Genomic DNA, 23,996 nt, shown 5'->3' with positions numbered 1-23,996 from the left:
AGAATGGACGTTCGTTGCATGTCACCTTACGAATCGGTACATGTAGGCGTCAACCACAGCTGGTGCCGGAGCGACGAAAAGGGGCGCGGCCATGACGGCCGCGCCCCTTTTCCGGGCTGCTGTGAAACTACTGCCAGCTGGCGTGCAGCGGCTTGCCCTCCGCATAACCGGCGGCGCTCTGGACGCCGACGACGGCCCGCTCGTGGAACTCCGCGAGGGAGCCGGCACCCGCGTAGGTGCAGGATGAACGGACACCCGCGATGATCGAGTCGATCAGGTCCTCGACGCCCGGACGGGACGGGTCGAGGAACATCCGCGAGGTGGAGATGCCCTCCTCGAACAGGCCCTTGCGGGCGCGGTCGTAGGCGGACTCCTCCGAGGTGCGGTTCTGCACCGCGCGGGCCGAGGCCATGCCGAAGGACTCCTTGTAGAAGCGCCCGTCGGCGGTCTGCTGCAGGTCGCCCGGCGACTCGTACGTGCCGGCGAACCAGGAGCCGATCATGACGTTGGACGCGCCCGCGGCCAGGGCCATGGCGACGTCGCGCGGGTGACGGACGCCACCGTCGGCCCAGACGTGCTTGCCGTACTTCTTGGCCTCGGCGGCGCACTCGAGCACCGCGGAGAACTGCGGGCGGCCCACACCGGTCATCATGCGGGTGGTGCACATGGCGCCCGGACCCACACCGACCTTGATGATGTCGGCGCCGGCCTCGATGAGGTCGCGCACGCCCTCGGCGGCGACGATGTTGCCGGCGACGATCGGGACCTGCGGGTCGAGCGCGCGGACGGCCTTGATCGCAGCGATCATCGTCTCCTGGTGGCCGTGCGCGGTGTCGATGACGAGCGTGTCCACGCCCGCCTCGAGCAGCTGCTCGGCCTTGGCCACGAAGTCGCCGTTGATGCCGACGGCGGCGGCGATGCGCAGCTTGCCGTCCTTGTCCACGGCCGGGGTGTACAGCGTCGCGCGCAGGGCGCCCCTGCGGGTGAGGATGCCGGCGAGCTTGCCGTCCTTGTCCACGGCGGGGGCGAGCTTGCGGTGCGCGGCGTCGAGCTGGTTGAACGCCTCGCGCGGGTCGATGCCGGCGTCGAGGAGCAACAGCTCCTTGGACATGACCTCGGACAGCTGGGTGAAGCGGTCCACGCCGGTCAGGTCGTGCTCGGTGACGACGCCGACGGGGCGGTGGTCCGCGTCGACCACGACGCCGGCGCCGTGGGCCCGCTTGGGCAGGAGGCTGAGCGCGTCGGCGACGGTCTGGGTGGGGGCGAGGACGATCGGGGTGTCGAGCACGTGGTGGCGGCCCTTGACCCAGGAGATGACCTCGGTGACGACCTCGATCGGGATGTCCTGGGGGATGACGACGATGCCACCGCGGCGGGCGACGGTCTCCGCCATGCGGCGGCCGGCGATCGCGGTCATGTTCGCGACCACGAGCGGGATGGTGGTGCCCGTGCCGTCGGGCGAGGAGAGGTCGACGCCCTGGCGCGAACCGACCGCGGAGCGGCTGGGCACCATGAAGACGTCGTCGTACGTCAGGTCGTACGGCGGCTTCTGATCGTTGAGGAAACGCATACTGGCTCTCTCACCTGCGAAATTGATCTACAGAGCGGGTGGGGAGTCAGCTCGAACCAGCGCCGGATCGGGCTGAGGTTCCTGGACCCATCATCCACGATGAAGTGGGCTGATGGCGAATGATCTGCGCATTCTGTTGCTTTGGCCAGAGTGTTGTGCGGGGCGGCTGTGGTTTCCGCCGAGGGGGGTTGCCCCTGGCCCGCCCTTTCACCGTTTCCTGGCGCTCCGCTTCGCCCGAAGGGCGAATGGGGTCCGGGGTCTCCCCGGAAGAAACGGTGAAATGGGGGTGCCCCCTCTGGGGGAGGACCAGGGGCACGAACCCTCCCCGAATCGTCAGACGTCCGGGTCGGCCCGGTCCAAAGCAGGCCGCGGCGCCGGCTCGAACTCGTTCAGCAAAAAGTCCGCCGCAGCGGTGTCCGTGACCAGACTGGTCACCAGCCCCGACCGCAGCACCGCCCCGATCGCGGCGGCCTTCCGCTGCCCACCCGCGATCGCCACGACCTCCGGTATGCGCCGCAGCCGGTCCGCCTCGACCGTGATGCAGCGCTCCCCCAGGTCACGGCCGATCCGCCGGCCCTCCGCGTCGAAGAGGTGGGCCGACATCTCCGCGGCGGCGCCCAGCGACGCGTAGTGCGCGCGCTCCTCGTCGGACAGCATGTCGTACACCGTCGAGATGCCCGGCTCCCAGGAGCCGATGGAGACGGCCGCGACGGTGACCTTGTCGAAGTAGTCGAAGGCCCGCGCGATGCCCGTCTGGCCGCGCAGCGCGGCCGCCGTGGCCGGGTCGGGCAGCAGCATCGGGGCGTAGATCGGGTGCGCCTCGCCGCCGGAGACCTGGGCCGCCCGGCGGACGGCCTCCACCGAGCCGCGCTCGGCGGTGCCCGCGTCGTAGACGCCCGTCAGCTGGACGACCGTGCACGGCGGCAGCCGGTGCAGGGCGGCCGCCATGTGGATGGTGGAGCGGCCCCAGGCCAGGCCGAGGACGTCGCCCTCGTGCACCAGCTCGCCGAGCAGGCCGGCCGCCACCTCGCCGAGGTTCTCCGGGTCGGGCGCGTCGTCGGCCGCGTCGGCCGGGGACTCGACGACGACCGCGTGCCGCAGCCCGTAGCGGGAGCGCAGCGCGTCGGAGCGCTCCGCGTCCAGCTCGGCGGGCACCCGGATCTCGATGCGCACCAGGTCGCGTTCGAGTGCCGTCTCCAGGACCCGGGCCACCTTGAAGCGGCTGACGCCGAACTCCTCGGCGATCTGGATCTTGGACTTGCCCTCCAGGTAGAAGCGGCGGGCCATGGCCGCCGCCTGCACGAGCTCGGCGGGCCCCATCGGCGTCACTGAACGGCCCGTCGACACCGCGTTCTCCTCACTGCTGTCTTCCGCTGTGGACTCGACCGTCATCCTGTCAGAAACGGCGGGTCCTCGATCTCGCCCCGGCCCCGGGGCCGGGAGGCCTCAGTGTGCGCAGGCCCAGGGCGCGGCCGCGGTGGCCGTCTCCGCGAGCTCACGCAGTGAGCGTACGGCGGCCGCCGGGTCATCGGTACCGTAAACGGCCGATCCCGCCACGAACACATCGGCACCGGCGTCGGCGCAGCGCTCGATGGTCTCGGCCGAGACGCCGCCGTCCACCTGGAGCCAGAGCTCCAGCCCGTGCCGGTCGATCAGCTGCCGGGTGCGGCGGATCTTGGGCAGCATGATGTCGAGGAACTTCTGGCCGCCGAAGCCGGGCTCGACGGTCATGATCAGCAGCATGTCGAGCTCGGGGAGCAGGTCCTCGTAGGGCTCTATGGGCGTCGCGGGCTTCAGCGCCATGGACGCCCGTGCCCCCTTGGCCCGGATCTCCCGCGCGAGCCGCACCGGGGCGGCGGCGGCCTCGGCGTGGAAGGTGACGGACCCGGCGCCCGCCTCGACGTACTGCGGGGCCCAGCGGTCCGGGTCCTCGATCATCAGGTGGCAGTCCAGCGGAGTGTCGGTGGCCCTGCTGAGCGACTCGACGACCGGCACCCCGAGCGTGAGGTTCGGGACGAAGTGGTTGTCCATGACGTCGACATGGAGCCAGTCGGCGCCCTTGACGGCCTCCGCCTCGGCGGCGAGGCGGGCGAAGTCCGCGCTCAGGATGCTGGGGTTGATCTGGACGGTCATGCCCCAAGCCTGCCATGTCCGGGGGCCGCGCCTCGCACGGCCCCCGGCTGCGACGAGGCCCCGCCGTCAGGCCGTACGGCGCAGAAGTGCCAGGTACATGGCGTCGGTACCGTGCAGGTGGGGCCAGAGCTGGACGTCGGGGCCGTCCCCGAGGGCCGGGACGCCGGGCATCAGCGGGCGGGCGTCGATCCACTCGGCCTCGACCCCCTGCCGCTTGAGCACGTCGTCCACGACGGCCCGGGTCTCCGCCGGGTGCGGGGAGCAGGTCGCGTAGCCGACGACGCCGCCGACGCGGACGGCGCGCAGCGCCTCGCGCAGCAGGTCGCGCTGGAGGGGGCCGAAGGCGGCCACGTCCTCCGGACGCCGCCGCCAGCGGGCCTCGGGACGGCGGCGCAGGGCGCCGAGGCCCGTGCAGGGCACGTCGACGAGGACGCGGTCGAAGGCGCCCTCGCGCCACGGCGGGCGGGTGCCGTCGGCGGTGACGACCTGGTACGGGCCCGGGTTGCCGGCCAGGGCGCGGCCGACCAGGCGGGCGCGGTGCGGCTGGCGTTCGGCGGCCAGCAGGGCGGCGCCGCGCCGGGCGGCGAGGGCGCCGAGCAGGGCGGCCTTGCCGCCGGGGCCGGCGCAGCCGTCGAGCCAGCGCCGGTCCGGGCCGTCCACCGGGGCGGCGGCCAGGGCGAGGGCGACGAGCTGGCTGCCCTCGTCCTGGACCCCGGCGCGGCCCTCGCGCACGGCGTCGATCGCGCCGGGCTCGCCGCCCTCGGTGAGCCGCACGGCCTGCGGCGACCAGCGGCCGGGCAGCGCGTGGTCCGCGCCGAGCCCGGCCAGCAGCTCGTCGGTGCCGATCCGGCCGGGGCGGGCGACCAGGGTCACCTCGGGGCGCTCGTTGTCCGCCTCCAGCAGGTCCTCGATCCCGGCGCGGGTGCCGCCGAGCGCGTCCCACAGGGCGGAGACGATCCAGCGCGGGTGGGAGTGGACGACGGCGAGGTGCTCCTCGGGGTCCTCGTCGTAGGGCGGGGCGACCCGCTCCAGCCAGCCGTCGAGGTCGTGCGCGGTGACCTTGCGCAGCACGGCGTTGACGAACTTCGCCCGGCCGTCGCCGAGGACGCATCGGGCCAGTTCGACGGTGGCGGACACGGCCGCGTGCGGCGGGATCCGGGTGCCGAGCAGCTGGTGGGCGCCGAGGCTGAGCACGTCCAGCACCGGCGGGTCCACCTCGCGCAGCGGGCGGTCGACACAGGCGGCGAGGACGGCGTCGTAGGTGCCCTGGCGGCGCAGCGTGCCGTAGACCAGCTCGGTGGCGAGGGCCGCGTCGCGGTGGTCGAAGCCGTCCTTCTCCCGGGCCTTGCGGAGCAGGGGCGGGAGCACCAGGTTCGCGTACGCGTCCCGCTCGTCGACGGCCCGCAGCGCCTCGAAGGCGAGGATCCGGACCGGGTCCTTCTTGGGCCGGCGGTGCGGCTTCGCGGGACGGCCGTTTTTCCGACGAGGCGGCTGATCGTTCACTAAAGGTGCTCCGGAGCTGGGATGACGAAGGGCTCCAGCCTACGCGGCCGCCCCGTCGCCGAGCTTCTCGCCCGGGGCGATGCGCACGCCGCGGGCCCAGTCGGCGGCCTTCATCGGCTTCTTGCCCTGCGGCTGCACCCACAGCAGCTCGACGGCGTGCGAACCGGTGCCCGTGTGGACGGAGTTCTTGCCGACCACGAGCTCGCCCGGCGCGAGACCGGTGCGGTCCGCGGTGAGCGCCAGCGACATCACCTTCAGCCGCTCGCCGCGGAAGACCGTCCAGGCGCCGGGCGCGGGGGCGCAGCCCCGGACGACGCGGTCGCAGCGCAGGGCGGGCGCGGACCAGTCGACGCGGGCGTCCTCGACGCTGATCTTGGGGGCGAGCGAGACGCCCTCGGCGGGCTGCGGGACGGCCTCGAGGGTGCCGTCCTCGATGCCGTCCATAGTGGCGGCGAGCAGCCCGGAGCCGGCGAAGGCCAGCCGCGTCAGCAGGTCACCGCTGGTGTCGGTGGGGCGGACCTGCTCGGTGAGGACGCCGAAGACCGGGCCGGAGTCCAGCCCTTCCTCGATGCGGAAGGTGGAGGCGCCGGTGACCTCGTCGCCGGCCAGCACCGCGTGCTGCACGGGGGCGGCACCGCGCCAGGCCGGGAGCAGCGAGAAGTGGAGGTTGACCCAGCCGTGGACGGGGATGTCCAGGGCGGCCTTCGGCAGCAGGGCGCCGTAGGCGACGACGGGGCAGCAGTCGGGCGCGATCTCGCGGAGGCGGGCGAGGAAGTCCTCGTCACGCGGGCGGTTCGGCTTGAGCACCTCGATGCCGGCCTCCTCCGCGCGCTCGGCGACGGGGCTGGCGACCATGCGGCGGCCGCGTCCGGCGGGGGCGTCGGGCCGGGTGACGACGGCGACGACCTCGTGGCGGTCGGAGGCGAGCAGGGCGTCGAGGGCCGGGACGGCGACCTCGGGGGTACCGGCGAAGACAAGCCTCATGGGTGGCGAACACTACCTCTCACGCGCCGAGCGGGACGGCGCACCAGTCTAGGGGCGGGCCCGTACGCAAGGGGCGCGCGGGGCAGCGCACGCCTCATTCCGGCGGATGTGCGCCCCCATACCGTGACCCGTCCGGCCTTGGCGCGTTGGGTCAATCGTTGGGTCAAGAGAGATTGACCGGACAGCAGCGGGCCGCGGCCGCGGCCCGCTGTCGTCGGTCGTCAACTCTCCTTCCCCCGCGTCCCGTTCACCGCCGGTCCGAGAGGCTTGTTGATGCCCGACCACGCCACCCATGACGCCCAGGCGCGAGCCAGCCTGCATCTTCTGGTCCGGGACATCGAGCGGGTCCGCCGACAGGTGGACGCGCTGCGTACCCTGACCGCTCAGCTGGGCAATGTCTACCGTCCACGCCGTACGGGTCCCTCCGCGGGCTTCGTGGTCTACGGCCGGGCCCCGGCGCCGACCGTCCGGCTGGCGCAGGAGCTGCGGGACAGCGTCGAGACGCTGGTCACGGCGGCGGTGGACTTCGACCGCTCGCTGGGCTTCTCGTGGGACGCGGTGGGTTCGGCGCTGGGCGTCACCAAGCAGGCGGTGCACCGCCGTTACGGGGCCCGCCGGGCGAACGGCCAGAACTCCGCGGACAACGCGGCGGCGGAGCAGAACGCGCCGGTCGCCGCGGGGGCGGTGCCGGTGGTGCCGGCCGCCCGCTCGGTCCCCGGCCAGCCTTCCGGCTCGCTCCGCGAGGAGCCCCGCCCCAGCGCCTTCCCCGGCCCGCGCAACGGCTGAGGCCACCGGCGGCCCAGGGCCTGTCCGATGGCTCTTGAGCTGCCGCCGGGCGAGCCCGCCCGCGTCACGCGGCAGGCCTCGTGAGCTGCCGACTGCCTCACAGGGAGCATCCGTTCCGGCGAGGCGGCGGTGTCGACAGCCATCGGACACGGCCTGGCCGTCGGGCTCAGCCGATGTCCGGCGGGTCCATCCGCAGCCGCACGGGGGCGCCCTCCCGCCGTGTCAGCCGCACCGCCTGGGCGGTCTTGAGCGCGGCGGCCAGGGCCGCTCCCCGGCCGGGGCGCACCCGCACCAGCGCGCGCTCCCACCGCTCCCCCACCGGGGCGTCGCCGGCCCGGCGCGGCCGCCCCGCGACCGCCGCGGGCACCGGGACGGGCCCGAGCACATCGGCGCCCTCCGGCAGCTCCGCGAGCTCGAGGAACTCCGCGACGGCCTCCGCGGGACCGCTGACGGACGCCATCCGCGACACGGGCGGGAAGCCGAGCTCCTCCCGCTCCGCCAGCTCGCGCACCGCGTGCCCCGCCGGATCCCAGCGCACCAGCGCCTGCACGGGACGCAGCGTGGGCTCGGCCACGACGACGACCCGGCCGCCCGACTCCTGCCCCCGCACCAGCGCGGCCGCCGCCAGCCAGCGGCGCAGTGCCTCCTCCCCGGCCCGCAGGTCCGGCAGGTTGAGCAGGGCCCAGCCGTCCAGCAGCAGGGCCGCCGCGTAGCCGCCCTCGGCGACCGGCTCGGCGCCGGGCGTGGCGACGACCAGCGCGGGCGTGCCCGGCACGGTGTCCAGCACGTGATCGCGCCCGGAGGTGCGCACGGGCACGGCGGGGAACGCCCGGCCCAGCTCCTCGGCGGTGCGCCGGGCACCCACGACCTGGGCGCGCAGCCGGGTGCCGCCGCACTCCGGGCAGTGCCAGTCGCGGGCCTCGGTCCCGCACCAGCCGCAGTGCAGGGCGCCGTCGTCGCCGCGCGCCTCCAGGGGACCCGCGCAGTGTCCACAGCGTGCGGGCTCGCGGCAGCGCTCGCAGGCGAGGCGGGGGACGTAACCGCGGCGCGGCACCTGGACCAGGACCGGTCCGTCCCGGAGCCCCTCACGGGCGGCCCGCCAGGCGAGCGAGGGCAGCCGGGCGGCCCGCGCCGCCTCGTCCCGGGCGAGATCGCCGTCGCCCACCGTGCGGACCAGGGGAGCGACGGCCCGTATCCGCTCGCGGTCCGCGGCGAGCGGCAGGGCCCAGCCGGTGCGGACCAGCTGCGCGGCCTCGACCGTGCAGCCGAAGGCGCCCAGCAGGAACGCCGCCTTCTCCTGCGCCGCGCGCAGCAGCAGCACCTCCCGGGCGTGCGGCTGGGGCGCGTGCTGCTCGCTGTGGCTGGAGTCGCCGTCGTCCCAGATCGCGACGAACCCGAGGTCGCGCACCGGGGCGAACATCGCCGCGCGCGTGCCGACCACGGCCCGTACGGCACCGCGGTTGACCGCCAGCCAGCGCCGGTAGCGCTCCTCGGGCCCGGTGTCGGCGGTGAGCAGCACGTGCCGGCCCTCGCCGAGCAGCCCGGTCAGCGCGGCGTCCACCCGGGCCGCGGCCCGTCCGTCGGGGACGACGATCAGCGCGCCGCGCCGCGAGGCGAGCGCCACGGCGGCGGCGCGGGCGAGCTCCTCGGCCCAGTGGGGGCCGGGCAGCGCCGTCCACACCGCGCGCGGGGAGTCGCCCCGGGCGAGCGCGTCCAGATAGGCCCGGCCCGTCGGGTAGCGCTCCCAGCTGCCGGGCCCGGGCTCGGCCGGGGGCGGCAGCGGGGCCAGTGGGGGCTCCGCCTCGATGCGGGCGTGCCGGGGCGGCACGGCCAGCTGCAGCACGTCGGCGAGGGAGCCCGCGTACCGGTCGGCCACGGCCCGGCACAGGCTCAGCAGCTGCGGGCCGAGCACAGGCTCGGGCGACAGCACCTGGGCGATGGCGGCGAGCGGTCCGCGGTACTCCGACTCGTCCACCCGGTCCACGATGAAGCCGTCGAGGAGACCGCCGCCTTCCCTCCGGCCGTCCCTGACGTTCCGCGTGCCCGCGCCGAAGCGGACGCGGACGCGGACGCCGGGTCGGGCGTCGGCGTCCAGCTCGGCCGGGACGGCGTAGTCCCACAGCTTGTCCAGATGCACCGGCCCCTTGTCGACCAGCACGCGGGCGACCGGCCGCTCCTTGGCGAGCTCGGCCCCACGCCAGGTGCGCGGCTTGGCACGGGGCGCCTTGGCCTTGCGCACGCTCTCCCTGATCAGGGCGAGCTGCTCGGCCTGCGGGTCGTTGTCGCTGCTCACGGCTCCAGTCTTAGCAGAGGGCGCTGACAGTGGCGGCCGGGTGCCCGGAAGGGGGTTTGCCCCTGCCCCGCCCTTTCACCGTTTCTCACCGCGCTCCGCGCGGGGGCGACGCGGCTGCGCCGCGTTGGTCCTCAAGCGCCGGACGGGGTCCGGGGTCTCCCCGGGAAACGGCGAAAGGGCGGGGCCGGGGCACTCCAACAACGCGAACGGCCCGGGGCGCCAAACGCACCCCGGGCCGTTCACAACCCCAAGAAACTACAGCCCCGCAGCCTTGCGCAGCGCGTCCACGCGGTCCGTGCGCTCCCACGTGAAGTCGGGCAGCTCACGGCCGAAGTGGCCGTACGCGGCGGTCTGCGCGTAGATCGGACGCAGCAGGTCCAGGTCGCGGATGATCGCGGCCGGGCGGAGGTCGAAGACCTCGGCGACGGCGGACTCGATCTTCTCGGTCTCGACCGTGTTCGTGCCGAAGGTCTCGACGAACAGACCCACCGGCTCCGCCTTGCCGATCGCGTACGCGACCTGCACCTCGCAGCGGGCAGCCAGCCCCGCCGCGACGACGTTCTTCGCGACCCAGCGCATCGCGTAGGCGGCCGAGCGGTCGACCTTGGACGGGTCCTTGCCGGAGAAGGCGCCGCCGCCGTGGCGGGACATGCCGCCGTAGGTGTCGATGATGATCTTGCGGCCGGTGAGGCCGGCGTCGCCCATCGGGCCGCCGATCTCGAAGCGGCCGGTCGGGTTCACCAGCAGGCGGTAGCCGTCGGTGTCCAGCTTGGTGCCGTCCTCGACGAGCTCCTTGAGCACGTGCTCGACGACGAACTCGCGGATGTCGGGCGCGAGCAGCGAGTCCAGGTCGATGTCGGACGCGTGCTGCGAGGAGACGACCACGGTGTCGAGGCGGACGGCCTTGTTGCCGTCGTACTCGATGGTGACCTGGGTCTTGCCGTCGGGGCGCAGGTACGGGATGGTCCCGTTCTTGCGAACCTCGGTCAGACGGCGGGAAAGCCGGTGCGCCAGGCTGATGGGCAGCGGCATGAGCTCGGGCGTCTCGTCGCAGGCGAAGCCGAACATCAGGCCCTGGTCGCCGGCGCCCTGCTTGTCGAGCTCGTCCTCGTCGCCCTCGACGCGGGTCTCGTAGGCGGAGTCGACACCCTGCGCGATGTCCGGGGACTGCGCGCCGATGGACACCGAGACGCCGCAGGAGGCGCCGTCGAAGCCCTTCTTCGACGAGTCGTAACCGATCTCGAGGATCTTGTCGCGCACCAGCTGCGCGATCGGCGCGTAGGCCTTGGTCGTGACCTCACCGGCGACGTGCACCAAGCCGGTGGTGATCAGGGTCTCGACGGCGACGCGGGACGTCGGGTCCTCCCTCAGGAGGGCGTCGAGAATGGTGTCGCTGATCTGGTCAGCGATCTTGTCAGGGTGACCCTCGGTGACGGACTCCGAGGTGAACAGGCGGCGGGACACATCGCTCCCTGGGGTTGCAGCGGCTGCTGGCTGATCATTTGACGGCCCGGGCCGAGAGCTGCGCTCGACGCGGAACCGGTGTCAGTTTATCCGCCCTCGGGCCGAGGCGAACCTCCCGTCACGGATCACTGACGCCACAGCCTGTGACACTTGCCACTGCCGCCCCAGGAATACTTGCGATCACATCAGCCCAGGCGCTCCGAAACCAGGTCCCAGACGACGTCGGCGAGGGCCTCCTTCGGGCCGTACGGGACCTCGGTGGCGCTCCCGTCGGCGGCGAGCACCACGGCCTCGTTCTCGGCCGAGCCGAAGGTGCGCTCCTCCCCCACCTCGTTCACCACGAGCAGATCGCAGCCCTTGCGGGCGAGCTTGGCCCGGCCGTTGGCCAGCACGTCGTCGGTCTCCGCGGCGAAACCCACGACGACCTGGCCGGGACGCGCCCGTTCGGCCGACAGCTCGGCGAGGACGTCCGGGTTGCGGATGAGCTCCACGGGCGCCGGCTCCTCGCCGTCCTTCTTCTTGATCTTCCCGGTGGCGTAGTGGGCGGGCCGGAAATCGGCGACGGCGGCCGCCATCACCACGGCGTCCGCGTCCTCGGCGGCCTTGAGCACCGCCTCGCGCAGCTGGACGGCGGTGCCGACGCGCACCACGTCCGCCCCCGCCGGGTCGGCCAGCTCGGTGTTGGCCGAGACGAGCGTCACCCGCGCGCCCCGGGCGACGGCCGTCCGGGCCAGGGCGTACCCCTGCCGCCCCGAGGAGCGGTTGCCCAGGTAGCGCACCGGGTCCAGCGGCTCGCGGGTGCCGCCCGCGCTGATGACGACGTGGCGGCCGGCCAGGTCGGCGGCGTGCGTCCCACGCGCCAGCGCCCGGCGGCAGACCTCGAAGATCTCGCCGGGGTCGGGCAGCCGGCCCTTGCCGGTGTCCACGCCGGTGAGCCGGCCGACGGCGGGCTCGATCACCACGGCGCCGCGTCGGCGCAGCGTGGCCACGTTCTCCCGGGTGGCCTGGTTCTCCCACATCTCGGTGTGCATCGCGGGCGCGAAGACGACCGGGCAGCGGGCGGTGAGCAGGGTGTTGGTCAGCAGGTCGTCGGCCAGTCCGTGGGCGGCCTTGGCCAGCATGTCGGCGGTGGCCGGGGCGACCACGACGAGGTCGGCCTCCTGCCCGATCCGCACGTGCGGGACCTCGTGGACCGACTCCCACACCTGGGTGACCGCGGGGTGGCCGGACAGCGCGGACCAGGTGGCCTCGCCGACGAAGTTGAGGGCGGACGCGGTGGGCACCACGCGTACGTCGTGCCCGGACTCCGTCAGTCTGCGCAGCAGCTCACACGCCTTGTAGGCGGCGATCCCGCCGCTGACCCCCAGGACGACCTTCGGCTTGTCCATGCCGGTTGCTCCCCGCACTCTCGTTCCCTACAAGCTCTATGACACACCAAGGGCCCGGCAGCCGTGCTGCCGGGCCCTTGGTGAAGACGATCGCTGCTTACGCCGCCGGGGCCTCGATGGCCTCGGAGGTCAGCAGACCCGCGTTGATCTCGCGGAGCGCGATGGAGAGCGGCTTCTCGTGGACGTGGGTGTCCACCAGCGGGCCGACGTACTCCAGCAGGCCCTCGCCGAGCTGCGAGTAGTACGCGTTGATCTGGCGCGCGCGCTTGGCGGCGTAGATCACGAGGCTGTACTTCGAGTCGGTTGCCTCGAGCAGCTCATCAATCGGCGGGTTGATGATGCCCTCGGGCGCAGTAATGGAAGAGGACACTCTCTGCCTTCCGATGGGGGTGAAGAAAGATGTTCAGCGCAGCAAGGCTAGCAGCTCACGGGCCACGTCCTCGACGGAGGTGTTGACCAGCGTGGTGTCGAACTCCGACTCCGCCGCCAGCTCCGTGCGGGCCGCCGCCAGCCGCCGCTCGATGACCTCGGGCGACTCGGTGCCCCGGCCGGTCAGCCGGCGGACCAGCTCGTCCCAGCCGGGCGGGGCGAGGAAGACCAGCTGCGCGTCGGACATGGACGCGCGGACCTGCCGGGCGCCCTGGAGGTCGATCTCCAGGAGGACCGGCTCCCCGGCCTCCAGGCGGTCGAGGACGGCCCGGCGCGGGGTGCCGTAGCGGTTGCCCGCGAACTCGGCCCACTCCAGCAGCTCGCCGTTGGCGACCAGCTTGTCGAACTCCTCGTCGTTGACGAAGAAGTACTGGACACCGTCCTGCTCGCCGGGGCGCGGCTTGCGGGTGGTGCAGGAGACCGAGAGCCATACCTCGGGGTGGGCCTTGCGCATGTGGGCGACGACCGTGCTCTTGCCGACCCCGGAGGGGCCGGAGAGCACGGTCAGCCGCGGGCGTCTGGCCGGGGGGACGGGGGACGTCCCCCGGGAGACTGCAGTACTCATGGAGCGATTATCCCGGTTTCCGGGAGTGCCTGGGAAATCAGGCCGCGCTGCTGCCGAACTCCCGCTCCAGGGAGGCGATCTGGTTGGTGCCGAGACCGCGCACACGGCGGCTCTCGGAGATTCCGAGCCGCTCCATGATCTGCTTGGCGCGGACCTTGCCCACACCGGGGAGGCTCTCCAGGAGGGCGCTGACCTTCATCTTGCCGATGACGTCGTTCTCCTGGCCTTGCTTGATGACCTCGTGCAGCGAGGCGCCGGAGTGCTTGAGCCGATTCTTGACCTCGGCGCGCTCCCGGCGAGCCGCGGCGGCCTTTTCGAGCGCGGCTGCGCGCTGTTCAGGGGTAAGGGGCGGAAGAGCCACGCCTACGTCACCTCGGATGTCGAACTGTCGGATAAGGACCGGTGAGAACCTAGTCGGCCCACACCTGGGGAGCAACGAGCAACGCGCTTGCACGTTCGCTCTTGTCGGAGACTAGCGGCCGATCCCGCTCCAGTCAGCGAGAACAGCGGAAAAGTCCTGGTCAGCCTTGCCCGACCAGGACTTTTCCAGACATACCGGCCATCAATTTCCCGGCAGGACCCTCCTCGGAGGTCCTCAGGCGGCCCCCGCCACGGCCTCACGGACCTCGTCGGCGAACCGCTCCGCGCTCGCCCGCAGGGCCGCCGCGTCGGGCCCGTGCCGCAGCACGCCGCGGCTGACGTTGGGGACGACGTCGCGGACGGCCGGGCCGAAGACCTTCGGCAGATCGGCCGCGGTGGCGCCCTGGGCGCCGATCCCGGGGGCGAGCAGCGGGCCGTTGATGGCCAGACCGGCCCGAGCCGCCGCGAGGCTGCCGGACAGCGTGGCCCCGACGACCGCGCCGTACGAGCCCATCGGCGCGGCCCCCGCGTTCTCCGCGCGCAGGTGGCCGAGCATCGTCGCCGCGACGCTCGCGCCGTCGGCGCGCACGGCGTGCTGCACCTCGGCGCCCTCCGGGTTGGAGGTCAGGGCGAGCACGAAGACGCCGGTGCCGCTCTCGCGGGCCAGGTCCAGCGCGGGGCGCAGCGAGCCGTAGCCGAGGTACGGGCTGACGGTCACGGCGTCGGAGAACAGCGGGGAGGCCGGGTCGAGGTAGGTGGCGGCGTAGGCGGCCATGGTGGAGCCGATGTCGCCGCGCTTGGCGTCCATGAGCACCAGGGCCCCGGCGGCGCGGGCCTCGGCCACGGTCCGCTCCAGGACGGCGACGCCGCGCGAGCCGAACCGCTCGAAGAAGGCGGACTGCGGCTTGAGGACGGCCACGCGGTCGGCGAGCGCCTCCACGACGGTGTGCGCGAAGCGCTCCAGGCCGGCGATGTCGTCGCCGAGGCCCCAGGCTTCGAGCAGCGCGGCGTGCGGGTCGATGCCGACGCACAGCGGTCCGCGCTCGTCCATGGCGCGGCGCAGGCGGGCGCCGAAGGGTTCGGCGGGGTGGGTCACAGGGTTCCTCCGGTGGTCTGGGGCGCGGTGATCAGGTGCGGGCCGGTGGTCGGGGGTGCCCACCCGTTCCGCCCTGCGGAACGACTGCCCACACCCGTGGCCGGCCGGGTCACGCCGACTTCTCCCGGGCGGCGGCCCCCACCGCCTCCGCGAGGGTGGCGTACGGGCTGGCGGCCAGCTTCTCGGCGAGGCCGCGGTGGATCCGGCGGCACCAGAAGGGGCCCTCGTAGATGAAGGCGCTGTAGCCCTGGACCAGGGTGGCGCCGGCCAGGATGCGCTCCCAGGCGTCGTCGGCGGTCTCGACGCCGCCCACGCCCACGAGGGTGATCCGGTCGCCGACGCGGGCGTACAGCCGGCGCAGGACCTCCAGCGAGCGCTCCTTGAGGGGGGCGCCCGACAGGCCGCCCGCGCCGATGGCCTCGACGGTGCGCTTGGGGGTGCGCAGCCCGAGGCCGTCGCGGGCGATGGTGGTGTTGGTGGCGATGATGCCGTCGAGGCCGAGCTCCACGGCGAGGTCGGCGACGGCGTCCACGTCCTCGTCGGCGAGGTCGGGTGCGATCTTGACCAGCAGCGGCACGCGGCGGCCGGTGACGGTGCGGTCGGCGGCCTCGCGGACGGCGGTCAGCAGCGGGCGCAGGTGGTCCACGGCCTGGAGGTCGCGCAGCCCCGGCGTGTTGGGCGAGGAGACGTTGACGACCAGGTAGTCGGCGTGGGCGGCCAGGCGCTCGGTGGAGGCGACGTAGTCGGCGACGGCCCCGTCCTCGGGGACGATCTTCGTCTTGCCGATGTTGACGCCGACGGTGGTCCGGAAGACCGCCTCGCGGGCGGCGAGGCGCGCGGCGACGGCGGCCGAGCCGTCGTTGTTGAACCCCATCCGGTTGATCAGGGCCCGGTCGGCGACCAGCCGGAAGAGCCGCTTTTTGGGGTTGCCGGGCTGCGGCTGGGCGGTGACGGTGCCGATCTCGACGTGGTCGAAGCCGAGCATCGCCATGCCGTCGATCGCGGCGGCGTTCTTGTCGAAGCCGGCGGCCAGGCCGAAGGGCCCGTGCATCCGCAGGCCGAGGGCCTCGGTGCGCAGCTCCTTGTGCCGCGGCGCGAGGACGGCGGCGGCGAAGGTGCGCAGGACGGGGATCCGGGCGAGGGCGCGGATCCAGCCGAAGGCCAGGTGGTGGGCCTTCTCGGGGTCCATGCGCTTGAAGATCAGGTCGAAGAAGAGTCGGTACATGTCCAGCCTTCGGGGGTCATGGAGAGGGGGACACCTCCCGGTGTCCCCCTCCTCGTCCTTCGTGCCGTTACGCCCGGCGGGCGGCGGTGAGCTGTTCCGCGTGCTCCTGGAGGGAGCGGACGCCCACCTCGTCGCGGGTGAGGGCGTCGATGCCCTGGACCGCGGCGGCGAGGGCCTGGACGGTGGTCAGGCAGGGCACCGCCCGGGCGACGGCGGCGGTGCGGATCTCGTAGCCGTCGAGGCGGCCGCCGGTGCCGTAGGGGGTGTTGATGATCAGGTCGACCTCACCGTCGTGGATGAGCTGGACGATCGTCCGCTCGCCGTTGGGGCCCGGCCCCTCGGACAGCTTGCGGACCACGGTGGCGTTGATGCCGTTGCGCTTGAGGACCTCGGCCGTGCCGGAGGTGGCCAGCAGCTCGAAGCCCTGGGCCGCCAGCTCGCGGGCCGGGAAGATCATCGCGCGCTTGTCGCGGTTGGCGACCGAGACGAACGCCCGGCCCTTGGTGGGCAGCGCGCCGTAGGCGCCGGCCTGCGACTTGGCGTACGCCGTGCCGAAGACGTTGTCGATGCCCATGACCTCGCCGGTGGAGCGCATCTCCGGGCCCAGGACGGTGTCCACGCCGCGCCCGGACGGGTCGCGGAAGCGCGTCCAGGGCATCACGGCCTCCTTGACGGAGATCGGCGCGTCCATCGGCAGCGTGCCACCGTCGCCCTCCGCCGGGAGCAGGCCCTCCGCGCGCAGCTCGGCGATGGTGGCGCCCAGCGAGATCCGCGCGGCGGCCTTGGCCAGCGGTACGGCGGTCGCCTTGGAGGTGAAGGGCACCGTGCGGGAGGCGCGCGGGTTGGCCTCCAGGACGTAGAGGATGTCCCCGGCCATCGCGAACTGGATGTTGATCAGGCCGCGGACGCCCACGCCCGCGGCGATCGCCTCGGTCGAGGTGCGCAGCCGCTTGATGTCGTGGCCGCCCAGGGTGATGGGGGGCAGCGCGCAGGCGGAGTCGCCGGAGTGGATGCCGGCTTCCTCGATGTGCTCCATGACGCCGCCGAGGTAGAGCTCGTGGCCGTCGTAGAGGGCGTCCACGTCGATCTCTATGGCGTCGTCGAGGAAGCGGTCGATGAGGACCGGGTGCTCGGAGATCAGACCGGCGTGCCGCTCCAGGTAGCCGGCGAGCGAGGGCTCGTCGTAGACGATCTCCATGCCGCGGCCGCCGAGCACGTAGGACGGGCGGACCATGACCGGGTAGCCGATCTCGGCGGCGATGTCCTTGGCCTCCTCGAAGGAGAAGGCCGTGCCGTACTTGGGCGCCGGCAGCCCCGCCTCGGTGAGCACCCGGCCGAACGCGCCGCGCTCCTCGGCCAGGTCGATGGCCTCGGGCGAGGTGCCGACGATCGGCACGCCGTTGTCCTTGAGCGCCTGGGCCAGGCCCAGCGGGGTCTGCCCGCCGAGCTGGACGACGACGCCCGCGACCGGGCCGGCCGCCTGCTCGGCGTGGACGATCTCCAGGACGTCCTCCAGGGTGAGCGGCTCGAAGTAGAGCCGGTCGGAGGTGTCGTAGTCGGTGGAGACGGTCTCCGGGTTGCAGTTGACCATCACGGTCTCGAACCCGGCGTCGCTGAGCGCGAACGAGGCGTGGACGCAGGAGTAGTCGAACTCGATGCCCTGGCCGATGCGGTTGGGGCCCGAGCCGAGGATGATCACGGCCGGCTTCTCGCGCGGGGCGACCTCGCTCTCCTCGTCGTAGGAGGAGTAGAAGTACGGGGTCTTCGCGGCGAACTCGGCGGCGCAGGTGTCCACCGTCTTGTAGACCGGGCGCACGCCCAGGGCGTGCCGGACCTCGCGCACGACCTCCTCGCGCAGGCCGCGGACGGCGGCGATCTGCGCGTCGGAGAAGCCGTGCCGCTTGGCCTCGGCCAGCAGGGCCGGCTCCAGCTCGGCCGCCGCGCGCAGCTCCTCGGCGATCTCGTTCAGGAGGAAGAGCTGGTCGACGAACCAGGGGTCGATGCGGGTGGCCTCGAAGACCTCCTCCTGGGTGGCGCCGGCCCGGACGGCGGCCATGACGGTGTTGATCCGCCCGTCCGTCGGGACCGCCGCCTTCTCCAGCAGCGCCGCCTTGTCGCCGGGCGCGGAGACGAAGTCGAAGGACGAGCCCTTCTTCTCCAGCGACCGCAGCGCTTTCTGCAGCGCCTCGGTGAAGTTGCGGCCGATGGCCATGGCCTCGCCGACCGACTTCATGGTCGTGGTCAGCGTGGCGTCGGCGGCCGGGAACTTCTCGAACGCGAAGCGGGGCGCCTTGACCACGACGTAGTCGAGCGTGGGCTCGAAGGACGCCGGGGTCTGCTCGGTGATGTCGTTGGGGATCTCGTCCAGCGTGTAGCCGACGGCGAGGCGGGCCGCGATCTTGGCGATCGGGAAGCCGGTGGCCTTGGAGGCGAGCGCGGAGGAGCGGGAGACGCGCGGGTTCATCTCGATGACGATGACCCGGCCGTCGTCGGGGTTGACGGCGAACTGGATGTTGCAGCCGCCGGTGTCGACGCCGACCTCACGGATGATCGCGATGCCGACGTCCCGCAGGATCTGGTACTCGCGGTCGGTCAGCGTCATCGCCGGGGCGACGGTGATGGAGTCGCCGGTGTGCACGCCCATCGGGTCGAAGTTCTCGATGGAGCAGACGACCACGACGTTGTCGTGCTTGTCGCGCATCAGCTCCAGCTCGTACTCCTTCCAGCCGAGGATGGACTCCTCCAGGAGCACCTCGGTGGTCGGGGAGAGCGTGAGGCCCTGGCCGGCGATACGGCGCAGCTCGTCCTCGTCGTGGGCGAAGCCGGAGCCGGCGCCGCCCATGGTGAAGGAGGGGCGGACGACGACGGGGTAGCCGCCCAGCGTCTCCACGCCCGCCAGCACCTCGTCCATGGAGTGGCAGATGACCGAGCGGGCGGACTCGCCGTGGCCGGTCTTGGCGCGGACGGCCTCGACGACGCCCTTGAACAGGTCGCGGTCCTCGCCCTTGTGGATCGCCTCGACGTTGGCGCCGATGAGTTCCACGCCGTACTTCTCCAGCACGCCGTTCTCGTGCATGGAGATGGCGGTGTTGAGCGCGGTCTGGCCGCCGAGGGTGGGCAGGAGCGCGTCGGGGCGCTCCTTGGCGATGATCTTCTCGACGAACTCCGGGGTGATCGGCTCGACGTACGTGGCGTCGGCGATCTCGGGGTCGGTCATGATCGTGGCCGGGTTGGAGTTGACCAGGATGACCCGCAGGCCCTCGGACTTCAGGACGCGGCAGGCCTGGGTCCCCGAGTAGTCGAACTCGGCGGCCTGGCCGATGACGATCGGGCCGGAGCCGATGACCAGGACGGACTGGATGTCGGTGCGCTTAGGCACGCTGGCCCTCCATCAGGGAGACGAAGCGATCGAACAGGTAGGCCGCGTCGTGCGGTCCCGCTGCGGCTTCGGGGTGGTACTGGACGCTGAAGGCGGGCCGGTCGAGCAGCCGGAGGCCCTCGACCACGTCGTCGTTCAGACAGACGTGGGAGACCTCGACGCGGCCGTAGGGGGTCTCGGCCGGTCCGTCGAGCGGGGCGTCGACGGCGAAGCCGTGGTTGTGCGCGGTGATCTCGACCTTGCCGGTGGTGCGGTCCTGCACCGGCTGGTTGATGCCCCGGTGGCCGTACTTCAGCTTGTAGGTGCCGAAGCCCAGCGCGCGGCCGAGGATCTGGTTGCCGAAGCAGATGCCGAACAGCGGGGTCCCGCGGTCCAGCACCTCGCGCATCACCGCGACCGGGTGGTCGGCGGTCGCCGGGTCGCCGGGGCCGTTGGAGAAGAACACGCCGTCGGGGGCGACCGCGTAGACGTCCTCGGCGGTGGCCGTCGCTGGCAGCACGTGGACCTCTATGCCGCGCTCGGCCATCCGGTGCGGGGTCATGCCCTTGATGCCCAGATCGATCGCGGCGACGGTGAACTTCTTCTCACCGATGGCCGGGACGACGTACGTCTCCTTGGTGGCCACCTCGGCGGAGAGGTCGGCGCCGGCCATCTCCGGGGCCTGGCGGACCTCGGCGAGCATGGTGCCCTCGTCGGGCAGCGCGTTGCCGGAGAAGATGCCGACGCGCATGGCGCCGCGCTCGCGCAAGTGGCGGGTGAGCGCCCGGGTGTCCACCCCGCTGATGCCGACGACGCCCTGCTTGCGCAGCTCCTCGTCGAGGGAGCGGCGCGAGCGCCAGTTGGACGGGACGCGGGCGGGGTCGCGGACGACGTAGCCGGAGACCCAGATCCGCGCGGACTCCGGGTCCTCGTCGTTGACGCCGGTGTTGCCGACGTGCGGGGCGGTCATGACGACCACCTGGCGGTGGTACGACGGGTCGGTCAGGGTCTCCTGGTAGCCGGTCATGCCGGTGGAGAACACCGCCTCGCCGAAGGTCGCCCCCACGGCCCCGTAGGCGCGGCCGCGGAAGGTGCGGCCGTCCTCCAGGACGAGTACGGCGGGGATCCTGCTCCCCGGGGTGGAGGTCGTCATCGTGCGCCTTCCGTAGTGCTGTTGTTCAGGGAGGTGAGGGCCTCGACCCAGGCGGCGTGCTCGGCCGGGTGGTCGGCGCGGAAACCGGAGTCGATCTCCTTGTCGCCATGCCGCCAGGTGACGACCAGCAGGCCGCCCTCGGCGAGGACCTTGCCGGCGATGCCCTTGTCCAGGCGGGCGCCGCGCAGGCCGGCGGCGGGGACGAAGAAGTCCTCGGCGCCGGGCCGGACGACGGCCAGGCCCTGCTCGGTCAGGGTGAGCTCCACGCGGCTGCGGGTGCCCAGGCCGCGGGCGACGATGCGGTCGAGCCACTGGCCGGCGGTGGTGGAGCCGTGGTAGCGGCCGGCCATCGTCAGGCGGGCCTCCCCCGGCTCGTCCGGAACGGCCGGCAGCTCGGGCAGGTCGCCCTGGAGCGTGCCGCGCCACTTCCAGCCCTCGCGCATCAGCCAGTACAGGAGCGCGACGAAGAGCAGCAGTCCGACGACCCAGCCGGCCCTGGCCGCCCAGTCGGTGACCGCCTCCGACTTCTGCTCGTCCGCCAGGGTGGTGATCAAAGGTGTCACGTCAGATTCCCGTCCACGACCGTCGCCCGGCCCCGCAGGAAGGTGTGGGTGACGCGACCCGGCAGCTCGCGGCCCTCGTAGGGCGTGTTGCGGCTGCGGGAGGCGAAGCCCGCGGGGTCCACGGGTCCACGGTATGCGGAATCGACCAGGGTGAGGTTGGCGGGCTCACCGGGGGCGACGGGACGGCCGTGGCCGGCGAGGCGCCCGATGCGGGCCGGGGTGAAGGACATCCGGTCGGCGACGCCCGCCCAGTCCAGCAGGCCCGTGTCCACCATCGTGTGCTGGACGACGGAGAGCGCGGTCTCCAGGCCCACCATGCCCATGGCGGCGGCGCCCCACTCGCAGTCCTTGTCCTCATGCGGGTGCGGGGCGTGGTCGGTGGCCACGCAGTCGATGGTGCCGTCGGCGAGGGCGGCGCGCAGGGCCATGACGTCGGCCTCGGTGCGCAGCGGCGGGTTCACCTTGTAGACGGGGTTGTAGGAACGCACCATTTCGTCGGTCAGCAGCAGGTGGTGCGGGGTGACCTCGGCGGTGACGTTCCAGCCCTTGGACTTGGCCCAGCGCACGATCTCCACGGAGCCGGCCGTCGAGAGGTGGCAGACGTGCAGCCGGGAGCCGACGTGCGCGGCGAGCAGGACGTCGCGGGCGATGATCGACTCCTCGGCGACGGCGGGCCAGCCGCCCAGGCCGAGTTCGGCGGAGACGATGCCCTCGTTCATCTGGGCGCCCTCGGTGAGCCGGGGCTCCTGGGCGTGCTGGGCGACGACGCCGTCGAAGGCCTTCACGTACTCCAGCGCGCGCCGCATGATCACGGCGTCGTCCACGCACTTGCCGTCGTCGGAGAAGACCCGCACGCCGGCGGCGGAGTCGTGCATCGCGCCGAGCTCGGCGAGCTTCTTGCCCTCCAGGCCGACGGTGACGGCGCCGATGGGCTGGACGTCGCAGTAGCCGGACTCCTTGCCCAGCCGCCAGACCTGCTCGACGACGCCGGCGGTGTCGGCGACGGGGAAGGTGTTGGCCATGGCGTGGACGGCGGTGTAGCCGCCGACGGCCGCGGCGCGGGTGCCGGTGAGGACGGTCTCGGAGTCCTCGCGGCCGGGCTCGCGCAGGTGGGTGTGGAGGTCCACCAGGCCCGGCAGGAGGACCTTGCCGCCGGCCTCGATCACCTGGGCGCCCTCGGCGCTCAGGCCCGTGCCGACCTCGGTGATGGTCTCGCCGTCGACGAGGACGTCCTGCGGCTCGCCGCCGAGGATCTTCGCACCACGGATCAGGGTCTTCATTACTTGCTCTCCTCGGTGCGGTAGTTGGTCACGGCGGATTCGGAGCCGCCGAGCAGCAGGTAGAGGACGGCCATGCGGATGGAGACGCCGTTGGTGACCTGCTCGACGGCCGTGCAGCGGCCGGAGTCGGCGACCTCGGCGGTGATCTCCATGCCGCGGTTCATCGGGCCGGGGTGCATGACGATGGCGTGCTCGGGCATCCGCGCCATGCGCTCCCCGTCGAGGCCGTAACGGCGGGCGTACTCGCGCTCGGTGGGGAAGAAGGCCGCGTTCATGCGCTCGCGCTGGACGCGCAGCATCATCACCGCGTCGGACTTGGGCAGCACGGCGTCGAGGTCGTAGGAGACCTCGCAGGGCCAGTACTCGACGCCGAAGGGCACCAGGGTCGGCGGGGCGACCAGGGTGACCTCGGCGCCCAGGGCGGTCAGCAGGTGGACGTTGGAGCGGGCGACCCGGCTGTGCAGGATGTCGCCGACGACGGTGACCCGCCGCCCGGCCAGGTCCCGGCCGAGGCCCGCGTCGGGGCCGACCAGGCGGCGGCGCAGGGTGAAGGCGTCCAGCAGGGCCTGGGTGGGGTGCTCGTGGGTGCCGTCGCCAGCGTTGACCACCGAGCCGTTGATCCAGCCGGAGGTGGCCAGCCGGTGCGGCGCGCCCGAGTCGTGGTGGCGGATGACGACGGCGTCCGCGCCCATCGCCTCCAGGGTCAGGGCGGTGTCCTTGAGGGACTCGCCCTTGGAGACCGAGGAGCCCTTCGCGGAGAAGTTGATGACGTCGGCGGACAGCCGCTTGGCGGCCGCCTCGAAGGAGATGCGGGTCCGCGTCGAGTCCTCGAAGAAGAGGTTGACGACCGTACGGCCGCGCAGGGTCGGCAGCTTCTTGATCGGCCGGTCCGCGACCCGGGCCATCTCCTCGGCGGTGTCGAGGATCAGGACGGCGTCGTCACGGGTGAGGTCGGCGGCCGAGACGAGGTGGCCGCGGGTACGGGGGCTCCCCCCGGAGAGGTGCAGCATCCGGTGCTCCGTGGTGTGAGGGTGTGCGGGAGGCCGGGTCGGGGCAGGCGGAACCGCCGCCTCGCCCCGAGGGCTCGCGAAAAGGGGGCTACTGCCCGTCGGCCGGGGCGGCCGCGCGCACGCCGAGGAGCACGCTGTCGCGCCCGTCCTCCTCGGTGAGCTGGACCTTGACCGTCTCCCGCAGCGACGTGGGGAGGTTCTTGCCGACGTAGTCGGCGCGGATCGGCAGTTCGCGGTGGCCGCGGTCCACGAGGACCGCGAGCTGGACGGCGCGGGGGCGCCCGATGTCGTTCAGGGCGTCGAGCGCGGCGCGGATGGTGCGGCCGGAGAAGAGCACGTCGTCGACCAGGACCACGAGCCGGCCGTCGATGCCCTCGCCGGGGATCTCGGTGCGGGCGAGCGCCCGGGCGGGGCGCAGGCGCAGGTCGTCCCGGTACATGGTGATGTCGAGGGAGCCCACGGGCACGGTGCTGCCGGTGATCTCGGCGAGCTTGACGGCCAGTCGGTGGGCCAGGAAAACGCCTCGGGTGGGAATGCCGAGGAGGACCACGTCATCGGCGCCCTTGGCGCGTTCGACGATTTCGTGGGCGATGCGGGTGAGGACCCTGGCGATGTCCGGTGCTTCGAGCACCGGGCGCGCGGGACCAGCCGCGGATACGGTGGTGTCCATAAGAAACGGACCTCCTTCTCCGCCTCACGGGACGGACATTAAAGGACGTCGGAATTGCGGGATCCACCCTACCAGCACCGTCGGAGCACCCCGACCCACCCCCTGACGGCGGAAGCGGTGAACCATTCGGCTTGACGAAGCCAGATTACGCTGCGTAACCTCACAG

General features: G+C 72.8%; 20 protein-coding genes. 1 reads left to right on the top strand and 19 read right to left on the bottom strand.

The window, feature by feature from the left end; translation table 11 throughout:
* Positions 1-127: 127 nt before the first annotated feature.
* The 5 genes from I5Q34_RS21860 to fmt all read right to left on the bottom strand — a co-directional run bounded on the left by I5Q34_RS21860 (position 128) and on the right by fmt (position 6,190).
* Complete coding sequence (locus tag I5Q34_RS21860) at positions 128-1,570, bottom strand: GuaB1 family IMP dehydrogenase-related protein (protein WP_199893992.1); 1,443 nt, start codon at positions 1,568-1,570, stop codon at positions 128-130.
* Between the two features lie 333 nt (positions 1,571-1,903).
* On the bottom strand, positions 1,904-2,890 hold the full coding sequence (locus I5Q34_RS21855) for a sugar-binding transcriptional regulator (RefSeq protein ID WP_199893991.1): 987 nt from the start codon (positions 2,888-2,890) through the stop codon (positions 1,904-1,906).
* Between the two features lie 126 nt (positions 2,891-3,016).
* The gene (gene rpe / locus I5Q34_RS21850) at positions 3,017-3,703 is read right to left on the bottom strand and encodes a ribulose-phosphate 3-epimerase (RefSeq protein WP_199893990.1); all 687 of its coding nucleotides are present in this window, start codon (positions 3,701-3,703) and stop codon (positions 3,017-3,019) included.
* Positions 3,704-3,769: 66 nt separating this feature from the next.
* Positions 3,770-5,206 carry an RsmB/NOP family class I SAM-dependent RNA methyltransferase gene (locus I5Q34_RS21845; RefSeq protein ID WP_199893989.1) on the bottom strand — a complete coding sequence of 479 codons (1,437 nt, stop codon included), beginning with the start codon at positions 5,204-5,206 and terminating at the stop codon, positions 3,770-3,772.
* Positions 5,207-5,245: 39 nt separating this feature from the next.
* Entirely contained in the window at positions 5,246-6,190 is a 945-nt protein-coding gene (gene fmt / locus I5Q34_RS21840) for a methionyl-tRNA formyltransferase (RefSeq protein ID WP_199893988.1), read from the bottom strand.
* A gap of 273 nt (positions 6,191-6,463) precedes the next feature.
* Between fmt and I5Q34_RS21835 the strand changes: the two genes are divergently transcribed.
* The gene (locus tag I5Q34_RS21835; RefSeq protein ID WP_199893987.1) at positions 6,464-6,976 is read left to right on the top strand and encodes a hypothetical protein; all 513 of its coding nucleotides are present in this window, start codon (positions 6,464-6,466) and stop codon (positions 6,974-6,976) included.
* A 166-nt stretch (positions 6,977-7,142) separates the two neighbouring features.
* Here the strand turns inward: I5Q34_RS21835 and I5Q34_RS21830 are convergent, their stop codons facing one another.
* The 14 genes from I5Q34_RS21830 to pyrR all read right to left on the bottom strand — a co-directional run bounded on the left by I5Q34_RS21830 (position 7,143) and on the right by pyrR (position 23,830).
* Complete coding sequence (locus I5Q34_RS21830; RefSeq protein WP_277965387.1) at positions 7,143-9,269, bottom strand: primosomal protein N'; 2,127 nt, start codon at positions 9,267-9,269, stop codon at positions 7,143-7,145.
* 255 nt (positions 9,270-9,524) lie between these two features.
* Complete coding sequence (gene metK, locus I5Q34_RS21825; RefSeq protein ID WP_199893986.1) at positions 9,525-10,733, bottom strand: methionine adenosyltransferase; 1,209 nt, start codon at positions 10,731-10,733, stop codon at positions 9,525-9,527.
* A gap of 185 nt (positions 10,734-10,918) precedes the next feature.
* A complete protein-coding gene (coaBC, locus tag I5Q34_RS21820) occupies positions 10,919-12,121 on the bottom strand; it encodes a bifunctional phosphopantothenoylcysteine decarboxylase/phosphopantothenate--cysteine ligase CoaBC (protein WP_199893985.1) in 1,203 nt (400 codons plus the stop codon).
* A gap of 97 nt (positions 12,122-12,218) precedes the next feature.
* Complete coding sequence (rpoZ, locus tag I5Q34_RS21815; RefSeq protein ID WP_049718421.1) at positions 12,219-12,491, bottom strand: DNA-directed RNA polymerase subunit omega; 273 nt, start codon at positions 12,489-12,491, stop codon at positions 12,219-12,221.
* Positions 12,492-12,524: 33 nt separating this feature from the next.
* Positions 12,525-13,115, bottom strand: a complete 591-nt coding sequence (gmk, locus tag I5Q34_RS21810; protein WP_199893984.1) for a guanylate kinase — start codon at positions 13,113-13,115, stop codon at positions 12,525-12,527.
* Positions 13,116-13,152: 37 nt separating this feature from the next.
* Positions 13,153-13,476 (bottom strand): integration host factor, actinobacterial type, encoded by a 324-nt coding sequence (locus I5Q34_RS21805; RefSeq protein ID WP_199893983.1) that lies wholly within the window; start codon positions 13,474-13,476, stop codon positions 13,153-13,155.
* A 234-nt stretch (positions 13,477-13,710) separates the two neighbouring features.
* A complete protein-coding gene (gene pyrF, locus I5Q34_RS21800; protein WP_199893982.1) occupies positions 13,711-14,571 on the bottom strand; it encodes an orotidine-5'-phosphate decarboxylase in 861 nt (286 codons plus the stop codon).
* 109 nt (positions 14,572-14,680) lie between these two features.
* Complete coding sequence (locus tag I5Q34_RS21795; protein ID WP_199893981.1) at positions 14,681-15,796, bottom strand: quinone-dependent dihydroorotate dehydrogenase; 1,116 nt, start codon at positions 15,794-15,796, stop codon at positions 14,681-14,683.
* A gap of 67 nt (positions 15,797-15,863) precedes the next feature.
* A complete protein-coding gene (gene carB, locus I5Q34_RS21790; RefSeq protein WP_199893980.1) occupies positions 15,864-19,175 on the bottom strand; it encodes a carbamoyl-phosphate synthase large subunit in 3,312 nt (1,103 codons plus the stop codon).
* Positions 19,168-20,307: a glutamine-hydrolyzing carbamoyl-phosphate synthase small subunit gene (gene carA, locus I5Q34_RS21785; RefSeq protein WP_199893979.1), complete on the bottom strand. Its 1,140-nt coding sequence runs from the start codon at positions 20,305-20,307 to the stop codon at positions 19,168-19,170. The genes carB and carA overlap by 8 nt, the downstream gene beginning before the upstream one ends.
* Positions 20,304-20,870 carry a hypothetical protein gene (locus I5Q34_RS21780; protein WP_199893978.1) on the bottom strand — a complete coding sequence of 189 codons (567 nt, stop codon included), beginning with the start codon at positions 20,868-20,870 and terminating at the stop codon, positions 20,304-20,306. Before I5Q34_RS21780 ends, carA begins: the two co-directional genes overlap by 4 nt.
* Positions 20,867-22,150, bottom strand: a complete 1,284-nt coding sequence (locus I5Q34_RS21775) for a dihydroorotase (protein WP_199893977.1) — start codon at positions 22,148-22,150, stop codon at positions 20,867-20,869. Before I5Q34_RS21775 ends, I5Q34_RS21780 begins: the two co-directional genes overlap by 4 nt.
* A complete protein-coding gene (locus I5Q34_RS21770; protein ID WP_199893976.1) occupies positions 22,150-23,160 on the bottom strand; it encodes an aspartate carbamoyltransferase catalytic subunit in 1,011 nt (336 codons plus the stop codon). The genes I5Q34_RS21775 and I5Q34_RS21770 overlap by 1 nt, the downstream gene beginning before the upstream one ends.
* A gap of 88 nt (positions 23,161-23,248) precedes the next feature.
* A complete protein-coding gene (gene pyrR, locus I5Q34_RS21765) occupies positions 23,249-23,830 on the bottom strand; it encodes a bifunctional pyr operon transcriptional regulator/uracil phosphoribosyltransferase PyrR (protein WP_199893975.1) in 582 nt (193 codons plus the stop codon).
* Between the last annotated feature and the right edge of the window lie 166 nt (positions 23,831-23,996).

Source organism: Streptomyces sp. AV19, assembly GCF_015999245.1.
In the GTDB taxonomy this organism is placed as follows: domain Bacteria; phylum Actinomycetota; class Actinomycetes; order Streptomycetales; family Streptomycetaceae; genus Streptomyces.
Note: the sequence above shows the minus strand (reverse complement) of the source record. Positions and strands in the feature narration are given on the sequence as shown.